At 59.8% G+C, this 21,490-nt stretch carries 21 protein-coding genes and 1 pseudogene; 17 read left to right on the top strand and 5 right to left on the bottom strand.

Annotated features, from left to right (window positions below; genetic code table 11):
- The first annotated feature begins 10 nt into the window (after positions 1–10).
- The 9 genes from I3253_RS04210 (at position 11) to I3253_RS04250 (ending at position 9,597) form a co-directional block, all read left to right on the top strand.
- Entirely contained in the window at positions 11–1,087 is a 1,077-nt protein-coding gene (locus I3253_RS04210; protein ID WP_197916394.1) for an ABC transporter ATP-binding protein, read from the top strand.
- On the top strand, positions 1,084–1,899 hold the full coding sequence (locus I3253_RS04215) for an SDR family NAD(P)-dependent oxidoreductase (RefSeq protein ID WP_197916395.1): 816 nt from the start codon (positions 1,084–1,086) through the stop codon (positions 1,897–1,899). Before I3253_RS04210 ends, I3253_RS04215 begins: the two co-directional genes overlap by 4 nt.
- Positions 1,899–3,326 carry a sulfatase family protein gene (locus tag I3253_RS04220; protein ID WP_197916396.1) on the top strand — a complete coding sequence of 476 codons (1,428 nt, stop codon included), beginning with the start codon at positions 1,899–1,901 and terminating at the stop codon, positions 3,324–3,326. Before I3253_RS04215 ends, I3253_RS04220 begins: the two co-directional genes overlap by 1 nt.
- Before the next feature lie 94 nt (positions 3,327–3,420).
- Positions 3,421–4,665, top strand: coding sequence for an ABC transporter substrate-binding protein (locus I3253_RS04225; protein ID WP_197916397.1), 1,245 nt, complete (start codon positions 3,421–3,423; stop codon positions 4,663–4,665).
- A 105-nt stretch (positions 4,666–4,770) separates the two neighbouring features.
- Entirely contained in the window at positions 4,771–5,715 is a 945-nt protein-coding gene (locus I3253_RS04230; protein WP_197916398.1) for a carbohydrate ABC transporter permease, read from the top strand.
- Positions 5,715–6,551: a carbohydrate ABC transporter permease gene (locus I3253_RS04235; protein ID WP_197916399.1), complete on the top strand. Its 837-nt coding sequence runs from the start codon at positions 5,715–5,717 to the stop codon at positions 6,549–6,551. The genes I3253_RS04230 and I3253_RS04235 overlap by 1 nt, the downstream gene beginning before the upstream one ends.
- Positions 6,548–7,501 (top strand): dihydrodipicolinate synthase family protein, encoded by a 954-nt coding sequence (locus tag I3253_RS04240; RefSeq protein WP_197916400.1) that lies wholly within the window; start codon positions 6,548–6,550, stop codon positions 7,499–7,501. The genes I3253_RS04235 and I3253_RS04240 overlap by 4 nt, the downstream gene beginning before the upstream one ends.
- Positions 7,482–8,663 (top strand): mandelate racemase/muconate lactonizing enzyme family protein, encoded by a 1,182-nt coding sequence (locus tag I3253_RS04245; RefSeq protein ID WP_197916401.1) that lies wholly within the window; start codon positions 7,482–7,484, stop codon positions 8,661–8,663. Before I3253_RS04240 ends, I3253_RS04245 begins: the two co-directional genes overlap by 20 nt.
- A gap of 4 nt (positions 8,664–8,667) precedes the next feature.
- Entirely contained in the window at positions 8,668–9,597 is a 930-nt protein-coding gene (locus tag I3253_RS04250) for a dihydrodipicolinate synthase family protein (protein WP_197916402.1), read from the top strand.
- 199 nt (positions 9,598–9,796) lie between these two features.
- Here I3253_RS04250 and I3253_RS04255 read toward each other — a convergent pair.
- The 5 genes and pseudogenes from I3253_RS04255 to I3253_RS04275 all read right to left on the bottom strand — a co-directional run.
- Positions 9,797–10,542: pseudogene (locus tag I3253_RS04255) on the bottom strand (IS3 family transposase); the annotation flags it as partial.
- 335 nt (positions 10,543–10,877) lie between these two features.
- Positions 10,878–11,528, bottom strand: coding sequence for a GntR family transcriptional regulator (locus I3253_RS04260; RefSeq protein WP_197916403.1), 651 nt, complete (start codon positions 11,526–11,528; stop codon positions 10,878–10,880).
- Positions 11,529–11,579: 51 nt separating this feature from the next.
- Positions 11,580–11,789, bottom strand: coding sequence for a class II aldolase/adducin family protein (locus I3253_RS20725; protein WP_408647778.1), 210 nt, complete (start codon positions 11,787–11,789; stop codon positions 11,580–11,582).
- Positions 11,693–12,715: a four-carbon acid sugar kinase family protein gene (locus tag I3253_RS04270; protein WP_197916405.1), complete on the bottom strand. Its 1,023-nt coding sequence runs from the start codon at positions 12,713–12,715 to the stop codon at positions 11,693–11,695. Before I3253_RS04270 ends, I3253_RS20725 begins: the two co-directional genes overlap by 97 nt.
- Positions 12,712–13,620 (bottom strand): alpha/beta hydrolase fold domain-containing protein, encoded by a 909-nt coding sequence (locus I3253_RS04275; protein ID WP_197916406.1) that lies wholly within the window; start codon positions 13,618–13,620, stop codon positions 12,712–12,714. The genes I3253_RS04270 and I3253_RS04275 overlap by 4 nt, the downstream gene beginning before the upstream one ends.
- Before the next feature lie 131 nt (positions 13,621–13,751).
- Here I3253_RS04275 and I3253_RS04280 point away from each other — a divergent pair, with 131 nt between their 5' ends.
- The 8 genes from I3253_RS04280 (at position 13,752) to I3253_RS04315 (ending at position 21,426) form a co-directional block, all read left to right on the top strand.
- Positions 13,752–15,014 (top strand): ABC transporter substrate-binding protein, encoded by a 1,263-nt coding sequence (locus I3253_RS04280; RefSeq protein ID WP_197916407.1) that lies wholly within the window; start codon positions 13,752–13,754, stop codon positions 15,012–15,014.
- A gap of 114 nt (positions 15,015–15,128) precedes the next feature.
- On the top strand, positions 15,129–16,049 hold the full coding sequence (locus tag I3253_RS04285; protein ID WP_197916408.1) for a carbohydrate ABC transporter permease: 921 nt from the start codon (positions 15,129–15,131) through the stop codon (positions 16,047–16,049).
- Positions 16,049–16,900 carry a carbohydrate ABC transporter permease gene (locus I3253_RS04290; protein ID WP_197916409.1) on the top strand — a complete coding sequence of 284 codons (852 nt, stop codon included), beginning with the start codon at positions 16,049–16,051 and terminating at the stop codon, positions 16,898–16,900. Before I3253_RS04285 ends, I3253_RS04290 begins: the two co-directional genes overlap by 1 nt.
- 13 nt (positions 16,901–16,913) lie before the next feature.
- Entirely contained in the window at positions 16,914–18,005 is a 1,092-nt protein-coding gene (locus I3253_RS04295) for an ABC transporter ATP-binding protein (protein WP_197916410.1), read from the top strand.
- Positions 18,002–18,685: an RraA family protein gene (locus I3253_RS04300; RefSeq protein ID WP_197916411.1), complete on the top strand. Its 684-nt coding sequence runs from the start codon at positions 18,002–18,004 to the stop codon at positions 18,683–18,685. The genes I3253_RS04295 and I3253_RS04300 overlap by 4 nt, the downstream gene beginning before the upstream one ends.
- A 7-nt stretch (positions 18,686–18,692) precedes the next feature.
- Entirely contained in the window at positions 18,693–19,664 is a 972-nt protein-coding gene (locus tag I3253_RS04305; RefSeq protein ID WP_197916412.1) for an NAD(P)-dependent oxidoreductase, read from the top strand.
- The gene (locus tag I3253_RS04310) at positions 19,661–20,431 is read left to right on the top strand and encodes an amidohydrolase family protein (RefSeq protein WP_197916413.1); all 771 of its coding nucleotides are present in this window, start codon (positions 19,661–19,663) and stop codon (positions 20,429–20,431) included. Before I3253_RS04305 ends, I3253_RS04310 begins: the two co-directional genes overlap by 4 nt.
- The gene (locus I3253_RS04315; RefSeq protein ID WP_197916414.1) at positions 20,428–21,426 is read left to right on the top strand and encodes a Gfo/Idh/MocA family protein; all 999 of its coding nucleotides are present in this window, start codon (positions 20,428–20,430) and stop codon (positions 21,424–21,426) included. Before I3253_RS04310 ends, I3253_RS04315 begins: the two co-directional genes overlap by 4 nt.
- Positions 21,427–21,490: the final 64 nt, after the last annotated feature.

Genomic DNA, 21,490 nt, shown 5'->3' on the forward strand with positions numbered 1-21,490 from the left:
GAGAACGCGCATGACTGAACTGGTCATTCAAAACCTGTACAAACGCTATGGTGAGGTCGAAGTCCTCAAGGACATCAACCTTACCGTCAAAACCGGAGAGTTTACCGTTTTTGTCGGCCCGTCGGGCTGTGGCAAGTCGACATTGCTGCGGATGATTTGCGGTCTGGACGAAGTGTCTTCGGGCGAGATCGCCATTGACGGAGAGTTGATGAACGCCGTGCCTCCGTCCAAGCGCGGTATTGCGATGGTGTTTCAGTCCTACGCGCTTTATCCGCATATGTCGGTGGCGCAGAACATGGGCTATGCGCTGCGTCTGGCAGGCGAAAGCAAGGAACTGATCGCCGAGCGCGTCACGCGGGCGTCCGAGATCCTCAAGATCGACGATTATCTGGACCGCAAGCCCCGCCAACTGTCCGGCGGCCAGCGTCAGCGGGTGGCGATTGGCAGGGCGATTGTGCGCGAGCCCAAGATCTTCCTGTTTGACGAGCCGCTGTCGAATCTTGATGCGGCCCTGCGTGTGGATATGCGGATGGAGTTTGCCCGTCTCAAGGACCGTCTGGGTACGACGATGATCTATGTCACCCACGATCAGGTCGAGGCGATGACGCTGGCTGACAAGATCGTGGTCATGCGCGACGGGCGGATCGAGCAGGTCGGCAGCCCGCTGGATTTGTATCACCATCCGGAAAACCGTTTTGTCGCCGGGTTCATCGGCAGCCCCAAGATGAACTTTTTGCCCGTCACCGGCGGTGATGGTGCGCGGCTGCGGCTGCCCGGTGGCTCTGTCGCAGCCCCGCGGATCGGGAAACCTTTTGAAATCGGCGTGCGTCCCGAGCATATGGAAATCACTGACGGTGCCGAAAACACCCTTACTGGCAATGTGCTGACTTCCGAGCATCTAGGCAGCGACACGTTCGCCTATGTTCAGATTGAAGGCGTCGAGCGTCCGGCAATGGTGCGTCTGGACGGCGAGCGCCAGATCACCCACGGCGAAGACGTGTCGATCGGCTTTGCGGACTCGGCGGTTCACTACTTTGGCTCCGACGGTCTGACCATTTCGCAAGCGCAGGTTCCGGCGGCGGCATGACCGATCTATATGACGAACACCCAGAGCTGCGCCCGGTAAATGTGGACGCGGCCCGCTACCCCTCGCTGGTCGGGCGGGGGGTGCTGATCACCGGCGGCGGATCGGGGATCGGCGCGGGATTGGTAGAGGCGTTCTGCGCGCAGGGTGCCAGGGTCGGATTCGTCGAGCTGTCAACGGATTTTGCACAGGCCACCGTCGACGCGGTTGAGTCCGCTACCGGCAACCGTCCCGCCTATGCGACTGTTGATTTGCGTGACATTGATGCACTCAAGGCGGCTGTGGCCGATCTGCGCGTGAAAACAGGGCCGTTTTCGGTGTTGGTCAACAATGCCGGAAATGACGATCGCGTTCCGGCGATGGACGTGACGCCTGACTATTGGGACGAGCGTTTCCAGACTAACCTCCGCCACCATTTCTTTGCCGCTCAGGCGGTTCAGGGCGACATGATTGCGCAAGGTGGCGGGTCGATCATCAACATGGGATCGAACAGCTGGATGCAGGGCGCGCCTGGGCTTATCGCCTATACCACCGCCAAATCGGCCGTGCAGGGCATGACAAAATCGCTGGCACGCGAATGGGGCGTGCACAGGATCCGGGTGAACAGCATCGTGCCCGGCTGGATACTGACTGAACGGCAGGTCGTGCGCGCCAAGGCGATCTATCAGGACAAGTTCGACGATTATCTGACGCGCCAGTGCCTTAAAGAGTTCCTGTTGCCGCCTGATGTCGCGCGCATGGCGCTGTGGCTGGCGGCGGACGACAGCCGTCTGGTCACCTCGCAAAGTTTTATCGTAGACGGGGGTGTGGTGTGATGCAGCCTAACATATTGTTTCTGTTGCCAGATCAGCTGCGGCCCGATTTTCTGGGCTGTTATGGCGCGGATTTTCTGCAGACCTCGGCGATTGACGGGCTTGCCGGGCGGGGCGTGCGTTATGACACAGTGATCTCGCCCAGTCCGATCTGTGTGCCGGCCCGCGCCTCGATGCTGACCGGGCAAAGTGCCGCCAGCAACGGCGTGATTGACAACATCGCTTGGCTGCGCCCTGACAAGGGCGAGATGGGCATTCGTACCTGGCCCGAGCGGCTGGCGCAGGGCGGTTATCATACGGCGGCGATCGGCAAGATGCATTTCTATCCGTGGGACATTTCCGAAGGGTTCGAGACCCGCATCATCGCCGAAGACAAGCGCCATATCCACGTCGAGGATGACTATCACGACTGGCTGCGCGCGCGCGGGCTTCGCAGACAGCATGGCAACGAGCAGCGTGGGTACCAGGAAAACAAGGGGGCCTCACTCAACGATCTGCCGGACGCGGCGCAGGTGGATCGCTGGGTCGCGAACCAAACCGCCGATTGGCTGCGCAACTATGGCGGGGACCGCCCCTTTGCGCTGATGGTCGGTTTTCCGGGCCCGCATTGCCCTTATGACCCGCCCGAGGCGGCGCTTGCGCGGATCAATGCGCAGAACATGCCAGATCCGCTGCCGCGCACCGGAGAATCCGTCAGCCACCGCGACACCTTTGTTGCTTCATACAAGCGAGCCTGGGCGGATCTGGACTACTCGACGCTGGAGCGCGACGAAATCCGCCGCATCCGCCATCACTATGCCGCGCTGGTCGAGCGGCTGGACGAGGATGTCGCAACTATTTTGGCGGCGCTTGAACTGTCCGGCCAACTGGACAACACCATCGTTGTTTTTGCATCGGATCACGGCGACTATCTTGGGGACTACGGGCTGGTCGGCAAAACCTATTTCCACGAACCAGCTATTCGCGTGCCCCTGATCGTGACGGATTTCCGCGCCCCGGGTGCGGCGACGGATACGGTTCCGCGCAGCCTGTTGGACCTTTTTCCCAGCTTTCTGGAGTGGGGTGGCCTTGATCCTGTGACGCAGGCGCAAGGGACGGCTTTGTCCGAAGCCCCTTCGGGGCGCGTGATCACTGGCATGACCACACATGGTGTCATGGCACGCAGCGCCACACACAAGCTGATGCGCTATCGCAACGGGACGCAGGCGCTGTTCGATCTCGTCAACGACCCGGGCGAGTTGGACAACAGAATCAGTGACCTGGCGCTGTCAGAAATTCGTGACACATTAGAGTTGGAACTGGCCCGCCAGCTCATCGAAGACACAATCGCCGGTCATGCGGACAAGAAAGTGCCTGCCGCTCAAGCATCTGTACCACACGGCTTTTTCGGGCGCGACTGGCGGCGACCCTACCCAGTCATCCAAAGATAGTTGGAACTCTGTTTCAATTGGCTGGACGGACGAGGTCTTTCCCGCTAAAAGAAAACTTGGAACTCTGTTTCAAATAATTCACGGGAGGAAAGACGTGAGACACTTCTTCAAGAAAGCCGCCGGCGTTGTAACCGCTGCCGCACTGACCGCCGGGGCGGCTTCGGCCGATACGGTCGAGTTCATGAACTGGCTCGGTGCCGAGGAAACCGGCAAGGACACGCTGGCCCAAATGGTCGCCAGCTTCGACGGCGAAGTTGACATCCAGCCCTATGCCTGGGGCGATCTGCCCAAGAACCTGTTCCTGCGCGCGCGTTCGAAAACGCTGCCCGATGTCAGCCAGATCCAGGGCCGCATGCTGCCCACCTTCGCCTCGATCGGCGAGATGGTCGACCTGAACGAGGTCATCGGCAAAGAGAAACTGCAAGAGATCTTCCCGGCAAGCTTCCTTGCTATGGGCGACATCGACGGCAAACAGCTGGCACTGCCGTGGATCGGCGGAACCATCGGCTGGGTTGCCAACATGGAAGTGCTGGAAGCCGCCGGTGTTGCGGAAATTCCGACCACAGTGGATGAATTCAAGGCCGCCCTGATCGCCGTGCGCGACAATGTCCCGAACTCGGTGCCCTACGCTCTGGCGACCAAGAACAACAACTCGATCCTGCTGGACTATCTGATCTGGAGCTGGACCTTCGGGTCCGACGTGATCGTCGATGGCAAACCGATGGTGAATGGCCCCGAAGGCAAGGCGACGCTCGCTTTCCTGACAGAGCTGGTTCAGGAACGTATGGCCGCGCCTGAAATCGACCGTCCGGACTCGCGCCGTCTGTTCGCACAAGGCGCATCGGCCTTCTATCTTGATGCTCCGGTTGCGCGCACATTTGCCCGCAAGTTCTCGGGTCGTGACATGGAAATTGATCCGGCCGTCAAGCCAATCCAGGGTCCGGTCCTGAACGCAGGCGACACGCCGCAGTCGATCCAGTGGGGCCACGTGATCGCCATCTTCGGCGAGGAAAACGCCACGCCCGACAGCGACGCGGTCAAGTTCGTGATGCATCTTCTGTCGGATGATGTGCTGGTGGATTACGCTTCGAACCAGGGTGTTCTGCCGACCACCAAGAACGGTCTGGCTTCGGATGCCATCAACGGCGACGCCTACCTGAAAGACTGGGCCGCCGCGTCCGTCGCGCCGCGCCGCAATACCATCGCCTCGCTTGAAAACGGCGGCGAAGTGGCTGGCATCATCGGCGAAGAAGTCCAGTCCGCGATCCTGGGTCAGAAGACACCGGATCAGGCTGCCGACGACATGCAGGCCCGGCTCGAGGCGGCAATGGCCAACTAAGACAAGCTCCCCGTCGGCTCCGCCCTTCCTTGCGGGGCCGACAAACTGGCGGTCTTCTTTGCGAGACCGCCTCTCTTTCCCGGTAGTAAAGAAATGCGGACAAAGATGCCGACTGATCTCTCACAAGCTGCGGATGCGCGAACCTTTCGCCCCTCTCCCCACGCCAAGCGCGGCGGGTTGAGAGCCGGACAGGGCCGGTTTGGCGTCATGCTGCTGCTGCCGGCGCTGATCGCCTTTTCCCTGATCGTGCTGTCGCCCTTCGTACAGGCGCTGGGCCTGTCACTCTATAAATACACGATCTCGACCCCCGAGCCGATCTTTGTCGGGCTGGCCAACTTCAAGAAGCTGCTGGCCGACCCCACCGTGCGCGGATCGTTTGTGACCACGGCGGTCTATGTCTTCTTTACCACGTTCTTTTCGATCACGCTGGGCCTTGCCTGGGCGATCATCCTGAACGAGCCGTTCAAGGGCCGTAACGCGCTGCGGGGCATCTCGCTTTTGCCGTGGATCATGCCCGCCACTGTTTCGGCCTTTATCTTTGGCTGGATCTTCAATTCCCGCTATGGCGTGCTGAACGCGGTGGCGATGGAATTTGGCTTTATCGAACATCCCCAAGCGTGGCTGTCGACCACATCCGGCGCGATGACCGCCATCGTCATGGTCAAGGTCTGGCTGTCGATCCCGCTGTTCATGTCCTTCTTTCTGGCGGGTCTTGCCAGCATGGACCGCGAACAGATCGAAGCCGCGCGGGTCGATGGCGCGGGCAACTATAACGTCCTGAAGGATCACATCCTGCCGCACCTGCGCCCCGTCATTCTGGTGGTCGTGGTGCTGGGCATGATCGGAAACCTGCAACAGTTCGACTCGATCTATGCTCTGACCGGCGGCGGGCCAGTACGCGCCACATCCGTCCTGTCGGTCGAGGTCTATCGCCGCGCGTTCGAACAATGGGACATCGGCATGGCCGCCACCATTGGCGTGCTCTGGGTCGCCACGATCCTGCCACCCGCGTATTTCTATCTCCGCCAGCTGATGAAAGGGGCCGAATGATGCTCGACCTTTCCACCACCAAGGCCAAGCTGGTGTTCTTCGCCGTGGCCGCCGCGATCGGGTTCTTCCTGTTCTTCCCCGTCTACTGGACCGTTATTTCGGCGCTCAAGTCGGACAACGAGCTTTACCAGATCGTGCCCACCGCCTATCCGCATGCCCCGACCCTGGATCACTTCAAGACCGCACTCACGGAAGGGCAGCTGCCGAAGCTGCTGGGGAATTCCCTCTTCGTTTCCCTCAGCTCGGCAGCGTTCAACGCGACGCTGGCCACCTATGCCGGGTACAGCTTTGCCAAGTACCGCTATTTCGGTCGCAAACCGGTGATGATGTTCATGTTGTCGGCTCAAATGTTCCCGTTCGGCCTGCTTTTGATCACCATCTACCCGATGTATGTCGAATGGGGCCTTCTGGACACGCGGCTGGGTCTGATCCTGTCCTACATCGTCTTTGCCCTGCCGGTCGCGACCTACATGATATACAGCTATTTCAGCCAGGTCCCGAACGAGCTGATCGAGGCCGCCCGCGCCGATGGCGCAAGCGACCTGAGGATCTTTCACACGATCGTTCTGCCGATCTCGATCCCGCCGATCGTGACCGTGTTCCTCTACTCCTTCATGTGGTCGTGGAATGACCTGCTGTATTCGCTCACTCTGATTGTGTCGGACGACAAACGCACCGTCGCGCCGGGCCTTTTGCTCACCTATCTCAATGAAACCAACGCCGATTGGGGCGGAGCCATGGCGGCGAGTTTGATGGCGGCAACGCCGGTCATCCTCGGCTTCATGTTCCTGCAACGGTTCTTCATCCAGGGCGTCACCGCGGGAGCCGTGAAATGAGCCAGCTTGCCGGAACTTTCCCAGTGCTTTGCACGCCATTCGACGATCAAGGCGTGGTGAACGAGGCCGACTTCCTGTCACTGATCGAGTTCGTGATCGACAGCGGCGCGGATGGCTGTGTCTTTCCCGGTGTCGCCTCGGAAGTGGATACTTTGACGGCCGAGGAGCGCGCCCGTCTGACCGCACTGTTGGGTAAGGCGCTAAAGGGCCGTATCCCGTTTATCTGCGGCGCCTCCGCTGCGACACCGGACGAGGTGATCGCCTTTGCCAAGGCCGGCCACGCGGCAGGGGCCTCTGCGGCTATGGTCATGGCTCCCGGGGCGATCGGCAAGGACCTCGACGCGCAAAAGGCGTTCTTTGCAGCCGCCTGCGCGGGCTCTCCCATCCCGATCCTGCTACAGAACGCACCGGTGCCTATCGGCGCCGGGCTTGCGCCCGAGGACACAGCCGCGCTGGCGGCCTCTCAGGACATGATCCATTTCGTCAAGGAAGAGACGATGCCATGCGGCCAGAACCTGACGCGCATCCTTGCCGCCGCTGGCGATAGGATCACGGGCGTGTTTGGCGGCGCGGGAGGACGTTACATCACCGACGAGCTTGCCCGAGGCAGTCTTGGCACCATGCCGGCGGCCGAGTTCGCCGACCTGCATGTCCGGCTGGTAAACGCATGGCGGGCAGGGGATCAGGCCGAGGCGCGGCGGTTGTTCATGGTCTCGATGCCCTTGCTCAGCTTTCAGGCGATTTTCCGCATGCACATGACCAAGGCCACGTTGAAACGGCGCGGGGTGTTGCAACACACATTCGTGCGCGGTGCGGGGCCGAAAATGGACGCTGGCGACCAGGCCGAGCTGAACACGCTCTTGGACCTGATCGCCGATGAATTGACCACCTATCAACTAGAGCCCAGCAAGGGCCAAGAAGGACAGAAAGATGCCTCGAGCGCCGCTTGACGCGATCTCCAAGATCGAAAGCTTCATCATCTCCATCCCCCGCGGCACGCCATATCTTGGGCCGCTCAAGGATGGCGAGTTCATCAACGAAAAGGGCTATCTGATCCGCAAGGGCAATCGGTCAATCTATCCCTCGTCGGATCTGTCGGTGGTGGTTAAAGTCACTGCGGAAAGCGGCAAGGTCGGCTGGGGCGAGACCTATGGCATTGCTGCGCCCGAGGCGGTGAAGACGATCATCGACAACCTGCTTGCGCCGACCCTGATCGGGCGTGACCCTGGCCAGCCCGCCGTGATGTTCGAGGACATGTACGACCTGATGCGCGTGCGCGGGTTCTTCGGCGGTTATTACGTGGACGCCATTGCTGGTATCGACATCGCGATATGGGACCTGTTCGGCAAATGCACCAACCTGTCGGTTTCGGAGCTGCTTGGCGGTCGCCGTCACGACACGTTGCCGGGCTATGTTTCGGGCCTGCCTGCGGCGACGCTGCAGGGCAAATGCGACATGGCGCAGGACTTTATCTCGAAGGGGTATCGCGCGATCAAATTCGCAGCGGCCGTCAGCGACGACGGCATCGTGCAGGAAATGGCTGCCCTGCGCGAGGCGGTTGGCCCGGATGTCGATCTGATGGTCGACCTGCACTGGAAGTTCGAGGCATCTGAGGCGATCCGCCTGATCCGCCGGCTTGAGGAATACAACCTCTATTTCGCCGAAGCCCCCTGTCAGCCCGAGGATATCGAAGGTCAGGCCCGTGTCGCGCGCGGCATCGGCGTGCCGCTGGCACTTGGCGAGGAATGGCGCACGGTTTACGAAGTCCGCCCGCGTCTGACCGCCGGAACCTGCGGCATCATCCAGCCCGAGATTGGCCACACTGGCATCACCTCGTTCATGCAGATCGGACATATGGCGCAGGCGTTCCACGTCAAGATCATCCCGCATGCGTCGATCTCGGTCGGCATCTTCATGGCCGCCAGCCTTCAGGCCACCGCGGCCCTGCAACGGGTGCCGTATCACGAGTACCAGCACTCGATCTTCGACCGAAACCTGAAATACGTGACCGGCGACATGGCCTGCGAGAACGGCCATTACACCATCCCGACCGGCCCGGGCCTTGGGGTGGAGCCGACCGACGAACTATTCAACTATGTTGTGAAAGGGTAAGGGCATGGCACGCGACTACAAAGGCATCTACCCCGTCCTTTATGCCTATTTCGACAAGAATGACCGGCTGGACCGCGCCGCGATGGCACGGCAGGTCGAGCATGTGATCGAGGCCGGCGCACATGGCATCACCGTGCTGGGCCTTGTAACCGAAGTTCACAAGATGGACGTCAACGAACGCCTGTATCTGGTCGAAATGGTGGGCGAGATGATCAAGGGGCGCGTCCCCTATGCCGTCACAGTCGGTGAGCCCTCGTTGCGCGGGCAGGTCGAGTTCAGCCAGGCCGCCGCGCGTTGCGGTGCCGATTGGGTGATCCTGCAACCGCCCGCGATCAAGGGCACATCCGAACGCGATCTGATCCGCTTCTTCGGTGCGGTCGCCAATGCCGTGGATATCGACGTTGCGGTGCAGAACAACCCGGTCAATCTGGATGTTTCGTTGTCAGTCAAGGGGCTGGTCGATCTGAACAGTCAGCACCCGAATATATCGATCCTCAAGGGCGAGGGCTATTCCGTGGACATCGCCCGCGTGATCGACCAATCGGGCGGCGCGTTCAAGGTATTCGGCGGGCATGGCGGGATCGAGTTCATGTCCTTGCTGCGTTCCGGCGGGGTCGGGCTGATCCCCGCTCCGGATTTCATCCATGCGCAGGTGCGTCTTTTCGAACTTTGGCAAGAGGGCACCGATGGGGCCCGCGCCGAGGCCGAGCGTATCCACCGCGAGATCCTGCCCGCAATTGCGTTCATGTCCCGCTCGGTTCCCGGCATGCTGTGCTATGGCAAGCGGCTGTTTGCCCAGCAGGCCGGCATCGCGGATATCCATGACCGCGCACCCGCGCTGGCCCCGACAGATTTTGGGCTGGCTGAAGTCATGCGTTTCAAAAGCGACATTGCAGAGGCTGCAGGTCAGGCAAAAACGGTAGCGGCCGAATAGCAAACTGGGCGGCGGCCCCTGGACGAGGTGTTGGCGAGTATCAATGGCGAACAACACGTTTGCCGGGCCATGGATCAACTAAATGAAGTTCTGTAGAATTTTGTCACGAAGGCCAGAGACATGCGACAGCTTTTCGGTTCTGACCTACCGCCGGGAACTTTGGACCTGTCGCGTATTTGATGCCGCCCCAAGTGCTCGTTTAAGCCACCTTCCGTTCAAAAGCGACCGGGCTTTTCCAGCCCGATGCTGAGTGGCGTCGGCGCGGGTTATAGAAGCCGTTGATGTATGCGAAGATTGCCACCTCCGCCTGACGCCGGGTTGCCCAAGGTCTGCGTCAGATCAGCTCGGCCTTGATGGTTTTGATGAACGTCTCGACGGCCGCATCGTCATAACAATTACCTTTGCCGCTCATGGAGGCCTTGAAGCCATGCCGGCGCAGGATCTTCTGGTAGTCATGCGAACAGTATTGGCTGCCCCTGTCGCTGTGGAAGATGCAGCCCTTGGGTGGCGCTCGGAAGGCAATGGCCATTTTCAGGGCTCGGATCGCCAAGTCACGCTTCATGCGGTTGCTGACAGCCCAGCCAATGACGCGCCGGGAATGCAGGTCAAGGATGACAGCCAGATAGAGCCAGCCTTCGCGGGTCCAGATATAGCTGATGTCCATTGCCTGACAGTGCATTCCGAAGGAATGTCACGAGAAGGGCCCGCCCATTTCTGGTTTGGCCCGACCGCACTGAAGTCGCGGTCCAGCAGGTTCGGGGCAATGTTGAACCTATGATCGCTGTCTGTGGTCGCCTTGAACTTGCGCGTTCTTTCAACGGTGATCCCGTTTTCGCGCATCAGGCGACCGACGCGCCGATGACCTACATCGACACTGACCTCCTTCAGTTCCTCGGTCATTCGTGGCCTGCCGTAGCTGCCCAGGCTCAGACGAGACTGTTCCTCCCCTCTCGGGACATTGCTGCGCAATGCCCTGCCGGACAATGCATAAATGCCAAACCGGCTCGTCAGCTCGAAGACTGTCTGCTCACCCTTCAGCGCCTCAAGCGCCACCTTCGCCTTGAACTCAGGCGAGTGGTTCTTCCGTTTCAACATCTCTGATCTCCTTCTCGTCGAAGACCAGCAGACAACAAATCGTAGCTTGCGTCAGTGTCCGATTTTCAGGGGATAGCTCATCAAGGGGGTCAACCGATTTGCCGGCAACCGCACAGGCATCCATCATGCCTTTTGATCGGCGCGCACTTGTATCTGACGACTGCGGGCCATGAATGAAAGCGACGCTATGGCCATACAGTCGCAGGATAGACGATCTCAGATTGGCTGGCCTGATCCTTAAGATACAGGTTTCTTGACGGCAAGATGTGGCGTTCAACCAGGCGATCCAATTCCTCGCGATCGCCAACCCTTGCCGCCTCGATCATGGCCCTGTGTTCAGAGGCGGCCTGTTTTAACAGGTTGGGGTCGGCGATGCGATAAGATCTGATCGAGTTCGCGGCGGCGCCAACCTGTCGAATTGTTGTCGCAAGGAAGGGATTGCCGCATCGATCAAACAGGCAATCGTGGAAAGCGTTATTGTGTTCGATCACATCCGCCAACCGCCCATCGGCGCAGGCGGCCTCGTGAGCATCCGCAAGGTCGGCCATCCTTGCAACTGTCTCGTCATCAAGCGGCAAGTTGATCTTTGAGATTGCAAGCCGGTGCAGTTCGGCACGAAACTCGTAGAGCGCCTTGACCTCGTCGCGAGTGTATTCCCGCACACGCGCGCCTTTGTTCTGACGGCGTTCGATCAGTCCGCGCTGTTCCAACTCATTCAGGGCCGAGCGCACGACATGACGCTTGGCTCTGAATTTTGCCATTAGCTCATCTTCGACCAGCCGTTCGCGTGGACGAATGCGCCCCAGAACGATCTCAAGTTCCAGATCATGTGTCACCTCGGCGAGGTTTGCGCTTGGTGCGTGTCGGGCCGTTTGCTTGGGCACGGATCAGATCTCCAGGTTGAACGTCGAAATCAATTGCGCGGTCTGCGTCCCTGTCAGCACACGACTATTGACCGATGTGGTGTCGAGAGCAAGCCGGGCTGTCGCTTCCAGTTCTTCTATTGCATAAACAGCCTTTTCCAGCGTGGTCCCGGCCACGATCGGACCGTGGCTTGCCGGAATGGCGGCCGAGGTCGTGCTGGGCAGATCTGCCAGTGCCTTACCCAATCCGGGGATGTCAACAGAACCGGTTCAGAGCCCAGACGGGCGATGACCTCGGCAATCAGATCTTCGTCTCCAGCTGTGGTCCGCGCCAGCGGGTCAAGCCGGATCACTGCGCCGCCGGATTGCTCGTTCTGCGCCACTTGCGCCTGAGTCGCGCTGGAACAACTGCCGGAAATGATCAGGGCGGGCCCGTCCGATACGGTCCGAGGCACAGGCGTGCGCCGGGCCGGTTTCCTGTCCGACGCACCATAGGCCGCGGCCGCAAAGGCACTTCCGCCTGTCAGGAACGGCAGGTCGCCATAGTCCTGCCCAAGCCGGATCAGGTCATCCCAATCGGCCGCATCGGCGATGAAATGCGCGATGCCACTGGCGGCCTCGGCGCCGGTTTCGGCGCGACTGGCGGCAAGCCGTGCCACGGGTCTGGTGACTTGCGGCGTCAGAACGTTGACCAGATCGCCGTCGCGCATCGGGGGCAGCGGGTGATCCTTCATCGGGCTTTCCGCCAAGGGCACACCGTTTACAAACAGGGTGCTATCACGCACAACGCGCCCGTTTTCGGGAAACGCCGGACAATACAACGTATAGGGCGCGGTTAGGACCGCCATGAGAGCCTCGGCCACGGGGCCAATATTGCCGCGATCCGTACTGTCAAAGGTCGAACAGTACTTCCAATAGATGCGCGTGGCACCGGCGGCTTGCAAGCGGGACAGGGCATCGCGGGCTTGATCGCAGGCTTCGGTAACGGGAATTGTGCGGATTTTCAGGGCGATAACGTGAACTCCGTCACCAGCCAAAGCGTCAGGCCCGGGTGGTCCGGTATGCAAGGTCACATCCGCGCGGGTGCGGGCCAGAAGACCGCCGATGTCCGTAGCTCCGGTAAAATCATCGGCAATGATGCCGACCTTGTCGCTGGTCACGTGTCGTTCCTTTCCAGATGGTTTGAGATGGCCTCGATGGCCGACATGGCCTGTGGCAAATCGGGGAGATAGTGCAAAAACCCGTGTGTCATGCCTGCCCAGTCATGCCGGTCGACTGAGACTCCCAGATCGTGCAATTGCGCCTCGATATCGAGGCTGTCATCCCGCAATGGATCCAGCGCCGCGATATGAAGCTGCGTCGGTGGCAGGTTGATGTTTGGCAGGGTCGCAAAGTCGGCAAATGGTTGACCGGTTCCACCGTAGAAGCTCCAGAACTGTCGCATCTTCGCGGTCGACAGGCTGACCGGGCTGGACCCGAAAGCGACGTGGCTCTCGGTATCAAACCGCGCCTGAAAGCAACCGTAGGCAAGTGTCAGACTTCGCGGAAAAACCGGTTGGCCATTCGCATGCAAACAGGCAAGGCCACCCAGCGCCAGATTGGCCCCAGCGCTATCCCCGCCAAGGTGAAAGGGGCCGCGAAGCGCCACAAGCAACGCGGCGACATTCTTAACCGGGGCGGGATATGGGTGTTCGGGCGCCTGGCGCGGGTGCAATGCGATCACATCGCGGCGACAAAACTGTGAGAGTTCAGCAAACACGGCATGGTGCGTGGAGATAGAACCGATTGACCAGCCACCGCCGTGCATCCAGACCAGCGGCGGCGCGTCGGAATGGCACGACCGAAAGCGCTTCACTGGTCGCCCCACAAGGCGGGAAAGCGTGCTATCCTCGGCCAGATCAAGCCACGGGCGAGGGGCATCGTTCCAGTACCGTTTGCCATCGATGGCATGCGCGCGCATGGCGCTTAGCTCCATGCTCCGCAAGGGTGGGGCTGCCGCTAGAATCTTCTGCAACTTGGGGTCAAGTGCATGTTCTGTTTTAGATTTTTCGCTCAAAGCGGTCACGCAAGTTTCGTGGAAAACGTATGTATGACAGGAAGTTAAGCAGAGGTTCTCCATATTATCAATAATTTTATTGACAGAATCCGAATTGCAAATCATCAATAATCGGGAAATCTGTCATCAGGGAGGTCGACATGACATTTCGCAACACGACGGCCGCAATTGCGGTTGCAGCGGGGCTGGCAGCGGGTGCTGTTCATGCACAGGAACTGACGCTTTGGTCCCATTGGGCGGATCAGGCTGCCAAGGTTGAATTCGTAGAAAGTGCCGCCAAGGCATTCGAAGAGGCCAACCCCGGCGTTACGGTCAAAATCAACTGGTATCAAAAAGAGCCGCTTTATGCCGCGTTGAAAACCGCGCTGACGGCGGGGCAGGGGCCGGACATTTTCTATGCCGAAACCAGCCAGACCGAGTACATGGCCAATGGCCTGGTGCTGGATCTCAAGGACAAGCTGAACTGGGACGCCATTGAACCCTGGGCCACCGAGGTTTGGGGCTATGAAGGCGGCGTTTACGGGTTCCCTCTGGAGGCCTGGACCGTCGAAACCTATGTGAATACGGCTCTGGCCGAGAAGGCCGGCGTCGAAATTCCGGTTGAGGGTCTGGTTGGCGCTGCATTCGTTGATGTGGTCAAGACAATCAAGGCCGCAGACATCACGCCGATGTCGCAAGGCGTGGGCGACCGACCCTATCCCGGCGCGTTCCTGACGCATGATATTCTGCTCAAAAAATTGGGCGCCGAAGATTACGCCAGCCTGCTGAAGGGCGGCGACGTAAAGTGGGATGACCCGCGTGTTCGTGAGGGGCTGGAATACGCCAAAGAGATCATCGATGCAGGGGCCTTCCCCGCGTCGTTCTCGTCGATCAAGCTGGGCGAGGCGCATCGTTACTTCCACACCTCACCGGGTGCGGTCATGCTGCAAATGGGTTCTTTCTATCCCAGCCGCGCCTTTGCTGCGCCGGATGCCGGTGGTCAGCCTGACGGGTTTGATATCTCGATCAGCCACGGCCCGATCCCCGAAGGCGCTGCCTGTCCCAAGTGCAAGACCATCGCGGTTGGTGGCTCTTACGTGATCAATGCCGGCTCTGAACATGGCGATTTGGCGGCGGCGTTCCTGAACTCGATGGCGACGCCGGAAATGGGCAACAAATGGCTTGAGGCCAATCTGGTGCAGACCGGTATCAAGGCGGATCCGTCCAAGATCACGGGCGACAAAGCGGCCTATCTCCAAAAGCTCGCCGCTGCCAACGAAGGTGCAAGCTATACCTATGGTATCCCGGTGCAACAGATGCAGGGCACGCCGCGCGAAACCTTCACCCAGACCGTCAACCAAGCTTTCCCGGCTGGCCTGATCGGTGTGGATGAGGTGATCGACATGATGAGCAGCGCATACTAAGCGCGCCAATCAATGCGGGCCGGGCATCCTCTCGTCCGGCCCGCATCTACGGGACACCCCAGACAAGGGCCGCTGCCCTTGCCCAGTCACCATTCACAAACCGGAATTCGCCCCGTGACCAACTCATCACCACCCGCGAAAAAGGAAAAGGATCACGCCAATCCGCTTGGTGCGATCACCACGTTCCTTTTGCCCGCACTTCTGATCTATGCCGCGTTTACCGCGCTGCCGGTTCTGCGGACCTTCTACAACTCGACCCACCTGATCGTGCCCAACCGGCCGGCAGAATGGGTTGGCTTCACCCACTATGTCGAGCTATGGACTGACCGGATTTTCTGGAAGGCGGTCTGGAACACCCTGACCTGGGCGGCCGTGGCGCCGATCCTCGAGGTCACAATCGCGATCCTTCTGGCCTTGTGTCTTTATGCCAAGGTGCCGTTTTCACGTGTCCTGCGCGTGGCGTGGTTCACGCCGGTTCTGATGTCCTATGTCGTGGTCGGTATCCTTTGGATGTGGATCTACAACTATGAATGGGGCGCGCTGAACACGATGCTGCGCGGGCTGGGGCTGGAGAGCTGGGCGCAACCCTGGCTCGGCCATCCTGATACCGCGTTGGCGTCACTGATTGCTGTCACCACATGGATGTGGACCGGGTTCAATATGGTCGTGATCCTTGCCGCCATGTCCTCGCTCCCCTCGGAGGTTCTGGAAGCTGCGGAACTCGACAATTGCGGCTGGTTCTCCAAGCTGTGGTTCGTCATCCTGCCGCTGATCCGTCCGACACTCCTCAACCTGATCGTGCTGAGTTTCATCGGCAAGATGAAGGTCTTCGACCTTGTTTGGGTCACGACACAAGGCAATCCCCTCTGGGCGACCGAGACCGTGTCCACCTATGTCTACAAACGTGCCTTTCAGTGGTCGACCTTCGACCTTGGATATCCCTCGACGATTGCGGTTGTCTGGTTCTTCATCGTCCTGTCCGGGGTGTTGGGGCTGACCTTCCTGTTCCGCCAAAAAGACAAGTTGGAATACTGATGAGCGCCGCATCCCAATCCCCCCGCATCAGCGCTTCGGGCCTGCGTATGGCCGCGTTGCTTCTGTTCATCGTGATCTACACCGCGTATTCGGCCGGACCCTTTGTCTGGGTTGCGTCGATGTCGCTGCGCACCACAACCGAGATCGCGGCCAATCCATATGCGCTGCCCTGGCCATGGCATTTCGACAAGTTCGCGAGCGCCTGGCTTGACAGCAACTATGACACTTACTTTTTCAACTCGGTGAGCATCGTTCTATCTGCGGTGGCCCTTTTGACCATCATCGGCGGCATGGCGGCACATTGCTTTGCGCGCTACAGGTTCCGGTTCAAGGGGGTTGTCTATTTCCTGATCTTCTCGACCATCATCTTTCCGCCACAGGTGACAGTGATCGGTCTGTTCCAGATCATGGTGGACTATGGGCTATACAACAGCCGGATCGGGCTTGTTCTGGTCTATGTCTCGATCCAGCTGCCAGTGACGATCTATATCCTCGAAGCATTTTTCGCACGCATTCCCAAGGACTTGTTCGAAGCGGCGCGGATTGACGGATATTCGGAATGGGCGATTTTCTGGAAGATATCTCTGCCCGTCGCGCTGCCTGCAATCTCGACCACGGTGATCCTGAACACGATCCTTTTGTGGAACGAGTTCCTCTATGCCGTCGTGCTGATCACCGAAGACGACAAACGCACCCTGCCTTTGGGCGTTTTGCGTTTCCTGGGCGATCAGCTCGAGGATGTCGGCATGATCGCCACCGGCCTGATGATCGCGATCGTACCGGTGGTGCTGATCTACGTGTTTTTCTCCGAGCGTCTCATCCAGGGGATGACCGCCGGAGCCGTGAAATAGAAAGACCAAACACATGGCAATTGTGAAACTAGACAAGGTTGGCAAAAGCTACGGGAACGGCGCCGTCATGGCGGTTCAGGATGTCAACATCATCATCGAAGATGGCGAGTTCATGGTCCTGCTCGGGCCCTCGGGTTGTGGCAAATCCACCACCTTGCGGATGATCGCAGGGCTGGAGAGCATCACCGAGGGCGAGTTGTCCATCGACGGCGAGCGCATGAATGCGGTGCCCGCCAAGAACCGCGACATTGCGATGGTGTTCCAATCCTATGCGCTTTATCCGCACATGACGGTGCGCGACAACCTGGGCTTTGGCCTCAAGCGACGGCAGGCAGACAAGGCGCTGGTGAAAAAGCGCGTCGACGAGGTCGCCGCCTCGATCGGATTGACCGAGTATCTGGATCGCAAGCCGCACGCCCTGTCCGGTGGTCAGCGTCAACGGGTGGCCCTTGGCCGCGCCATTGTCCGCGACCCCAAAGTGTTCCTGTTTGACGAGCCATTGTCGAACCTTGATGCGGCGCTGCGGGTGTCGACCCGTGCAGAACTGGTGCGGCTGCATCAGGAATTGCAGGCGACGATGATCTACGTGACCCACGATCAGGTCGAAGCGATGACCATGGGCGACCGCGTCTGCATCATGAGCCACGGCAAGGTCGCACAGATCGGTAAGCCGATGGATGTCTATCTGAACCCGGCCTCGACCTTTGTGGCGTCTTTCCTTGGCAATCCGCCGATGAACCTGATGCCGGCCACAGCGTCCGAAACCGGCATCGAAACCGGCACAGGCCGGATTGCCGGCACCGGCTTTGCGCCTGGAACGAAGGTCACGCTTGGCCTGCGTCCCGAGGATCTGCGCCCCACCGATAATGCCGCCGAAGCGGTCGTTTCAGGGCGTGTGGTGTCTCTGGAAAGCCTTGGCGCGGAAACGCTGGTGCATGTCGAAGCCGGCAATGACAAGCCTGTCATTCTGCGCGGCGGGCGCGAAACGCCTGCACGGCTTGATGACACGATCCACCTGACATGTGACCCGGACATGGCCCGGTTCTTTGACCCCGAAACCGGCCTTGCCATCCCCACAAACACCTTCACCGGAGACAAAAAATGAGCTTTGCAGACAAACTGACAGCCGCCCGTACCATCGCCCGCGCCAATCCGGATGACGTGGCTCATTTTGCCGACGCTCCGGTGGGCAATATCGTTGACGCGATTGGACGCACCGGCGCGATGGATCTGGCCATCAAACCGACCACTCAAGCGCAGACGTTTTCCGGCTCGGCACTCACCGTGAATGCCGGACCGCGTGACAATCTTGCGCCGTGGGCGGCGCTGCGACTGGCCCAGCCGGGTGACGTGATGGTCATCGCGACCGGCGGCCACAAAGAGGCATCGGTGCTGGGTGATCTTCTGATCGGCATGGCCAAAAACGCCGGGATCGTTGCCATTGTGACCGATGGGGTGATCCGCGACATATCCGGCGCAAACGCGGTGGGTATCCCCGTCTTTGCCGCAGGTGTCAGTCCGAACTCGCCGCAGAAAAACGGCCCGGGCGCGGTCGGCCTGCCGATGGTAGCGGGCGGTGTTGCGATCAGTTCCGGCGACATTCTGTGCGGCGACGAAGACGGCGTTGTCGTGATCCCGTCGGGCCAGATCGCACAGGCCAAATCCGCTCTGGCAGCCGTGCGCGAGAAAGAAGCCGCCATGGAGAAGGCCGTCGCCGCGGGTGCCACAGCGCCCGGCTGGATTGCCGACCTGCCGCTGGATCAAGTGTTCACTTTCGTTGACTGAGGCCGCCATGACCCGAAATCTACGCGTGTTCTATAACTCGCTCGGCACACCCGAGATGTATGACCTTATCCGCTCGCGGATGGGGGCAGGGCTGGAGCTTGTCACGCTGGACAGCGACGACGACGCCGAACGGTTTGCCAAGATCGCCGATTGCGAGGTTGCCATTGTCGCCGCCAAGCCGTTGACGGCTGAGGCGGTTGCGGCGGCGAAAAAGCTGGAACTCGTGCATCATCAGGGTGTTGGCTATCATGACACGGTTGCGACCGACGCCCTGACCGCGCGCGATATCCGTTTGGCATTGACACCCGAAGGGACAACGATTGGCGTGGCCGAACACACGCTTCTGCTGGCCTTGGGCGCGGCACGGCGCGCAGCGTTTGCCGATGCCGAGCTGCGGCAGGGCCGCTGGCACGTCAACGCCCTGCGCCCCGTGTCGGTCGAGCTGTTTGACAAGACCGTCGGCCTGATCGGGTTTGGCCGGATCGGGCAGGAAGCGGCCAAGCGGTTCAACGCGTTTGGCTGTCATTGTATTTCCTTTGATCCTGCGATGACGCCATCGCCCGACCTGCCCGCAAAAGCCGCGAGTTTTGAAGAGGTGGTTGAAACCTCGGACATCCTGACCCTGCATGTGCCCCTGTCTGCCAAGACCCAGCATCTGATCGGCGCGGACGAGATTGCCCGAATGAAACAGGATGCGATCCTTGTGAACACCGCCCGTGGCGGCATCGTCGATGATGCGGCGCTTGCGTCTGCCCTGGCTTCGGGCAAATTGCTTGCCGCAGGGCTGGATGTGTTCGAGGGCGAACCCATCAGCGCAGATCACGCGTTTTGCGGCTTGCCCAATGTCATGCTGACCCCGCATATTTCCGCCGGAACGCGCGACGCGATGGGGCATAAGATGACCGCCCTGTTCGCCAATCTGGCCCGCTTTCGGGCCGGAGAAGCGCTGAACAACGAAGTGGCTCTGGTGCCTGCATGATCGACACACATGTACATCTCTTGGACCCCTGGCGATATCCATATCCGTCGGGCAGCAAGGGCTATGCGCCGGGGCCAGATGAGGCAGGCTCGCTCGATGACCTGATAAGGGTCATGGATCGCCATGGCGTGGATCACGCCGTTCTGGTCGCGGCAAGTGTCTACGGACCCGACAACCAATCCATGCTCGACGCTTACGCGTCTTTTTCGGACCGGTTCCGGATCATCGCTGGCATTGATATCCATGACTTGGCGGCAATTGACGCCCTTGCATCGACACCCGGAATCGTAGGCATCCGCCTGAACCTGACGGACGACAGGGCACAAAGTGATGCCACACAGTTGGCGAAGTTCCTCAACGCGGCATTGGCTTCGGGTTTGTGCGTAACAATCCAAGCTTCGCCGATGGCTGCTCAACATGCGCTTCGGGACGCCGGTGAAGGACCGGTAATCCTTGATCATCTGGGCCGCCCTGATCTTGAGGGCGGAATGGACACTTTAAGTGATATTGCCAAACGCCCGAACACATGGCTCAAGCTGTCCGGTGGGTTCCGCATCGCCGGTTCCAACTGGCCGGATGAATCTGATTTGACGAGACGCGTTGTCGGCATGTTTCCGTCCGAGCGTCTGATCTGGGGGTCCGACTGGCCGTTTATCAATACAAGCGATGATCGCCCCGCGTATGCGCAATGCCTTGCGTGGGCGTCGACCCTGTCGACCGCGGATTTTGCGAACAACGCGCGCAACCTGTTTTGGGGATCACCATGAACCGGCCCTTGCGAGTTGGTCTGGTTGGCGCTGGTATGGTGTCACAATACCATGTGGCGGGTTGGCGGGAATGTCCCGATGCCCAGCTGGTGGCAATCGCCGACCCTGACCTCTCCAAAGCCAAGGCTCGTGCCGTTCTGGTGCCCGGCGCGCATGTTTTCGAGACACTTGGCGAAATGATTTCTGTCTGTGATCTGGATGCCATAGACATCGTGACCCCGCCCGCGACCCACGCCGAACTTATTGCCGAGGCACAAGCGGCAGGGCTGCATGTCATCTGCCAGAAGCCACTGGCCCCGAATGCGGCCGAAGCGGCGGCCATCGTCGAAAACCAATCCCTACATCTGCGGGCGATGGTGCACGAGAACTGGCGGTGGCGACATCCTTACCGTGCATTGAAGTCGGCGCTTGAGGCCGGAGAGATCAACCGCCCGAAACAGTTCGAATTCCGGGTCGAAAGCTCTGGCTTGTTGCCCGATCATACCGGCCAGCTGCCAGCCCTCGTGCGCCAGCCGTTTTTCGCCGACATGCCGCAGCTATTGGTGTTTGAACTTCTGGTCCATCACCTCGACACATTGACCTTCCTTTTTGGCGATCTCGAAATTGCAAAGGCGCGATTGTCCTACCGCTGCGACGCGGTGAGAGGAGAAGATCGGGCGGTGGTCGACCTTGTCGCGGGGGGCATTTCCGGTCGCTTGATCGGTGATTTCTGCGTAACCGATGCGCCTCAAATGCCAAGAGATCGCTTGTTTCTGGATTCTGGCGATCAACCAGTCGTGGATGGATGGTCCATCACATTGCCGGATACTGGCGCTCATGCCTGGGATCCGGTCTCGGCATATGAGGTAAGCTACGCAGAAACGATCAGACATTTCCGAGACAACGTCAAAACAGGGGAAAGGTTCGACACCGAGTTCAAAGATGCTTTGGTGCTGCAAACGATCGTGGGGCATATCTATCAGCTTTCGGAACATAATTGGGCGATCCCTTTGTAAAAAGTTGTGCCGAAAAGAGTTGGGAGGTCATTGGATTGGGGGCGATAGTTCCGGTTCACCGTTC

It is taken from the genome of Thiosulfatihalobacter marinus (assembly GCF_016019955.1).
Classification (GTDB): domain Bacteria; phylum Pseudomonadota; class Alphaproteobacteria; order Rhodobacterales; family Rhodobacteraceae; genus Shimia; species Shimia marinus_A.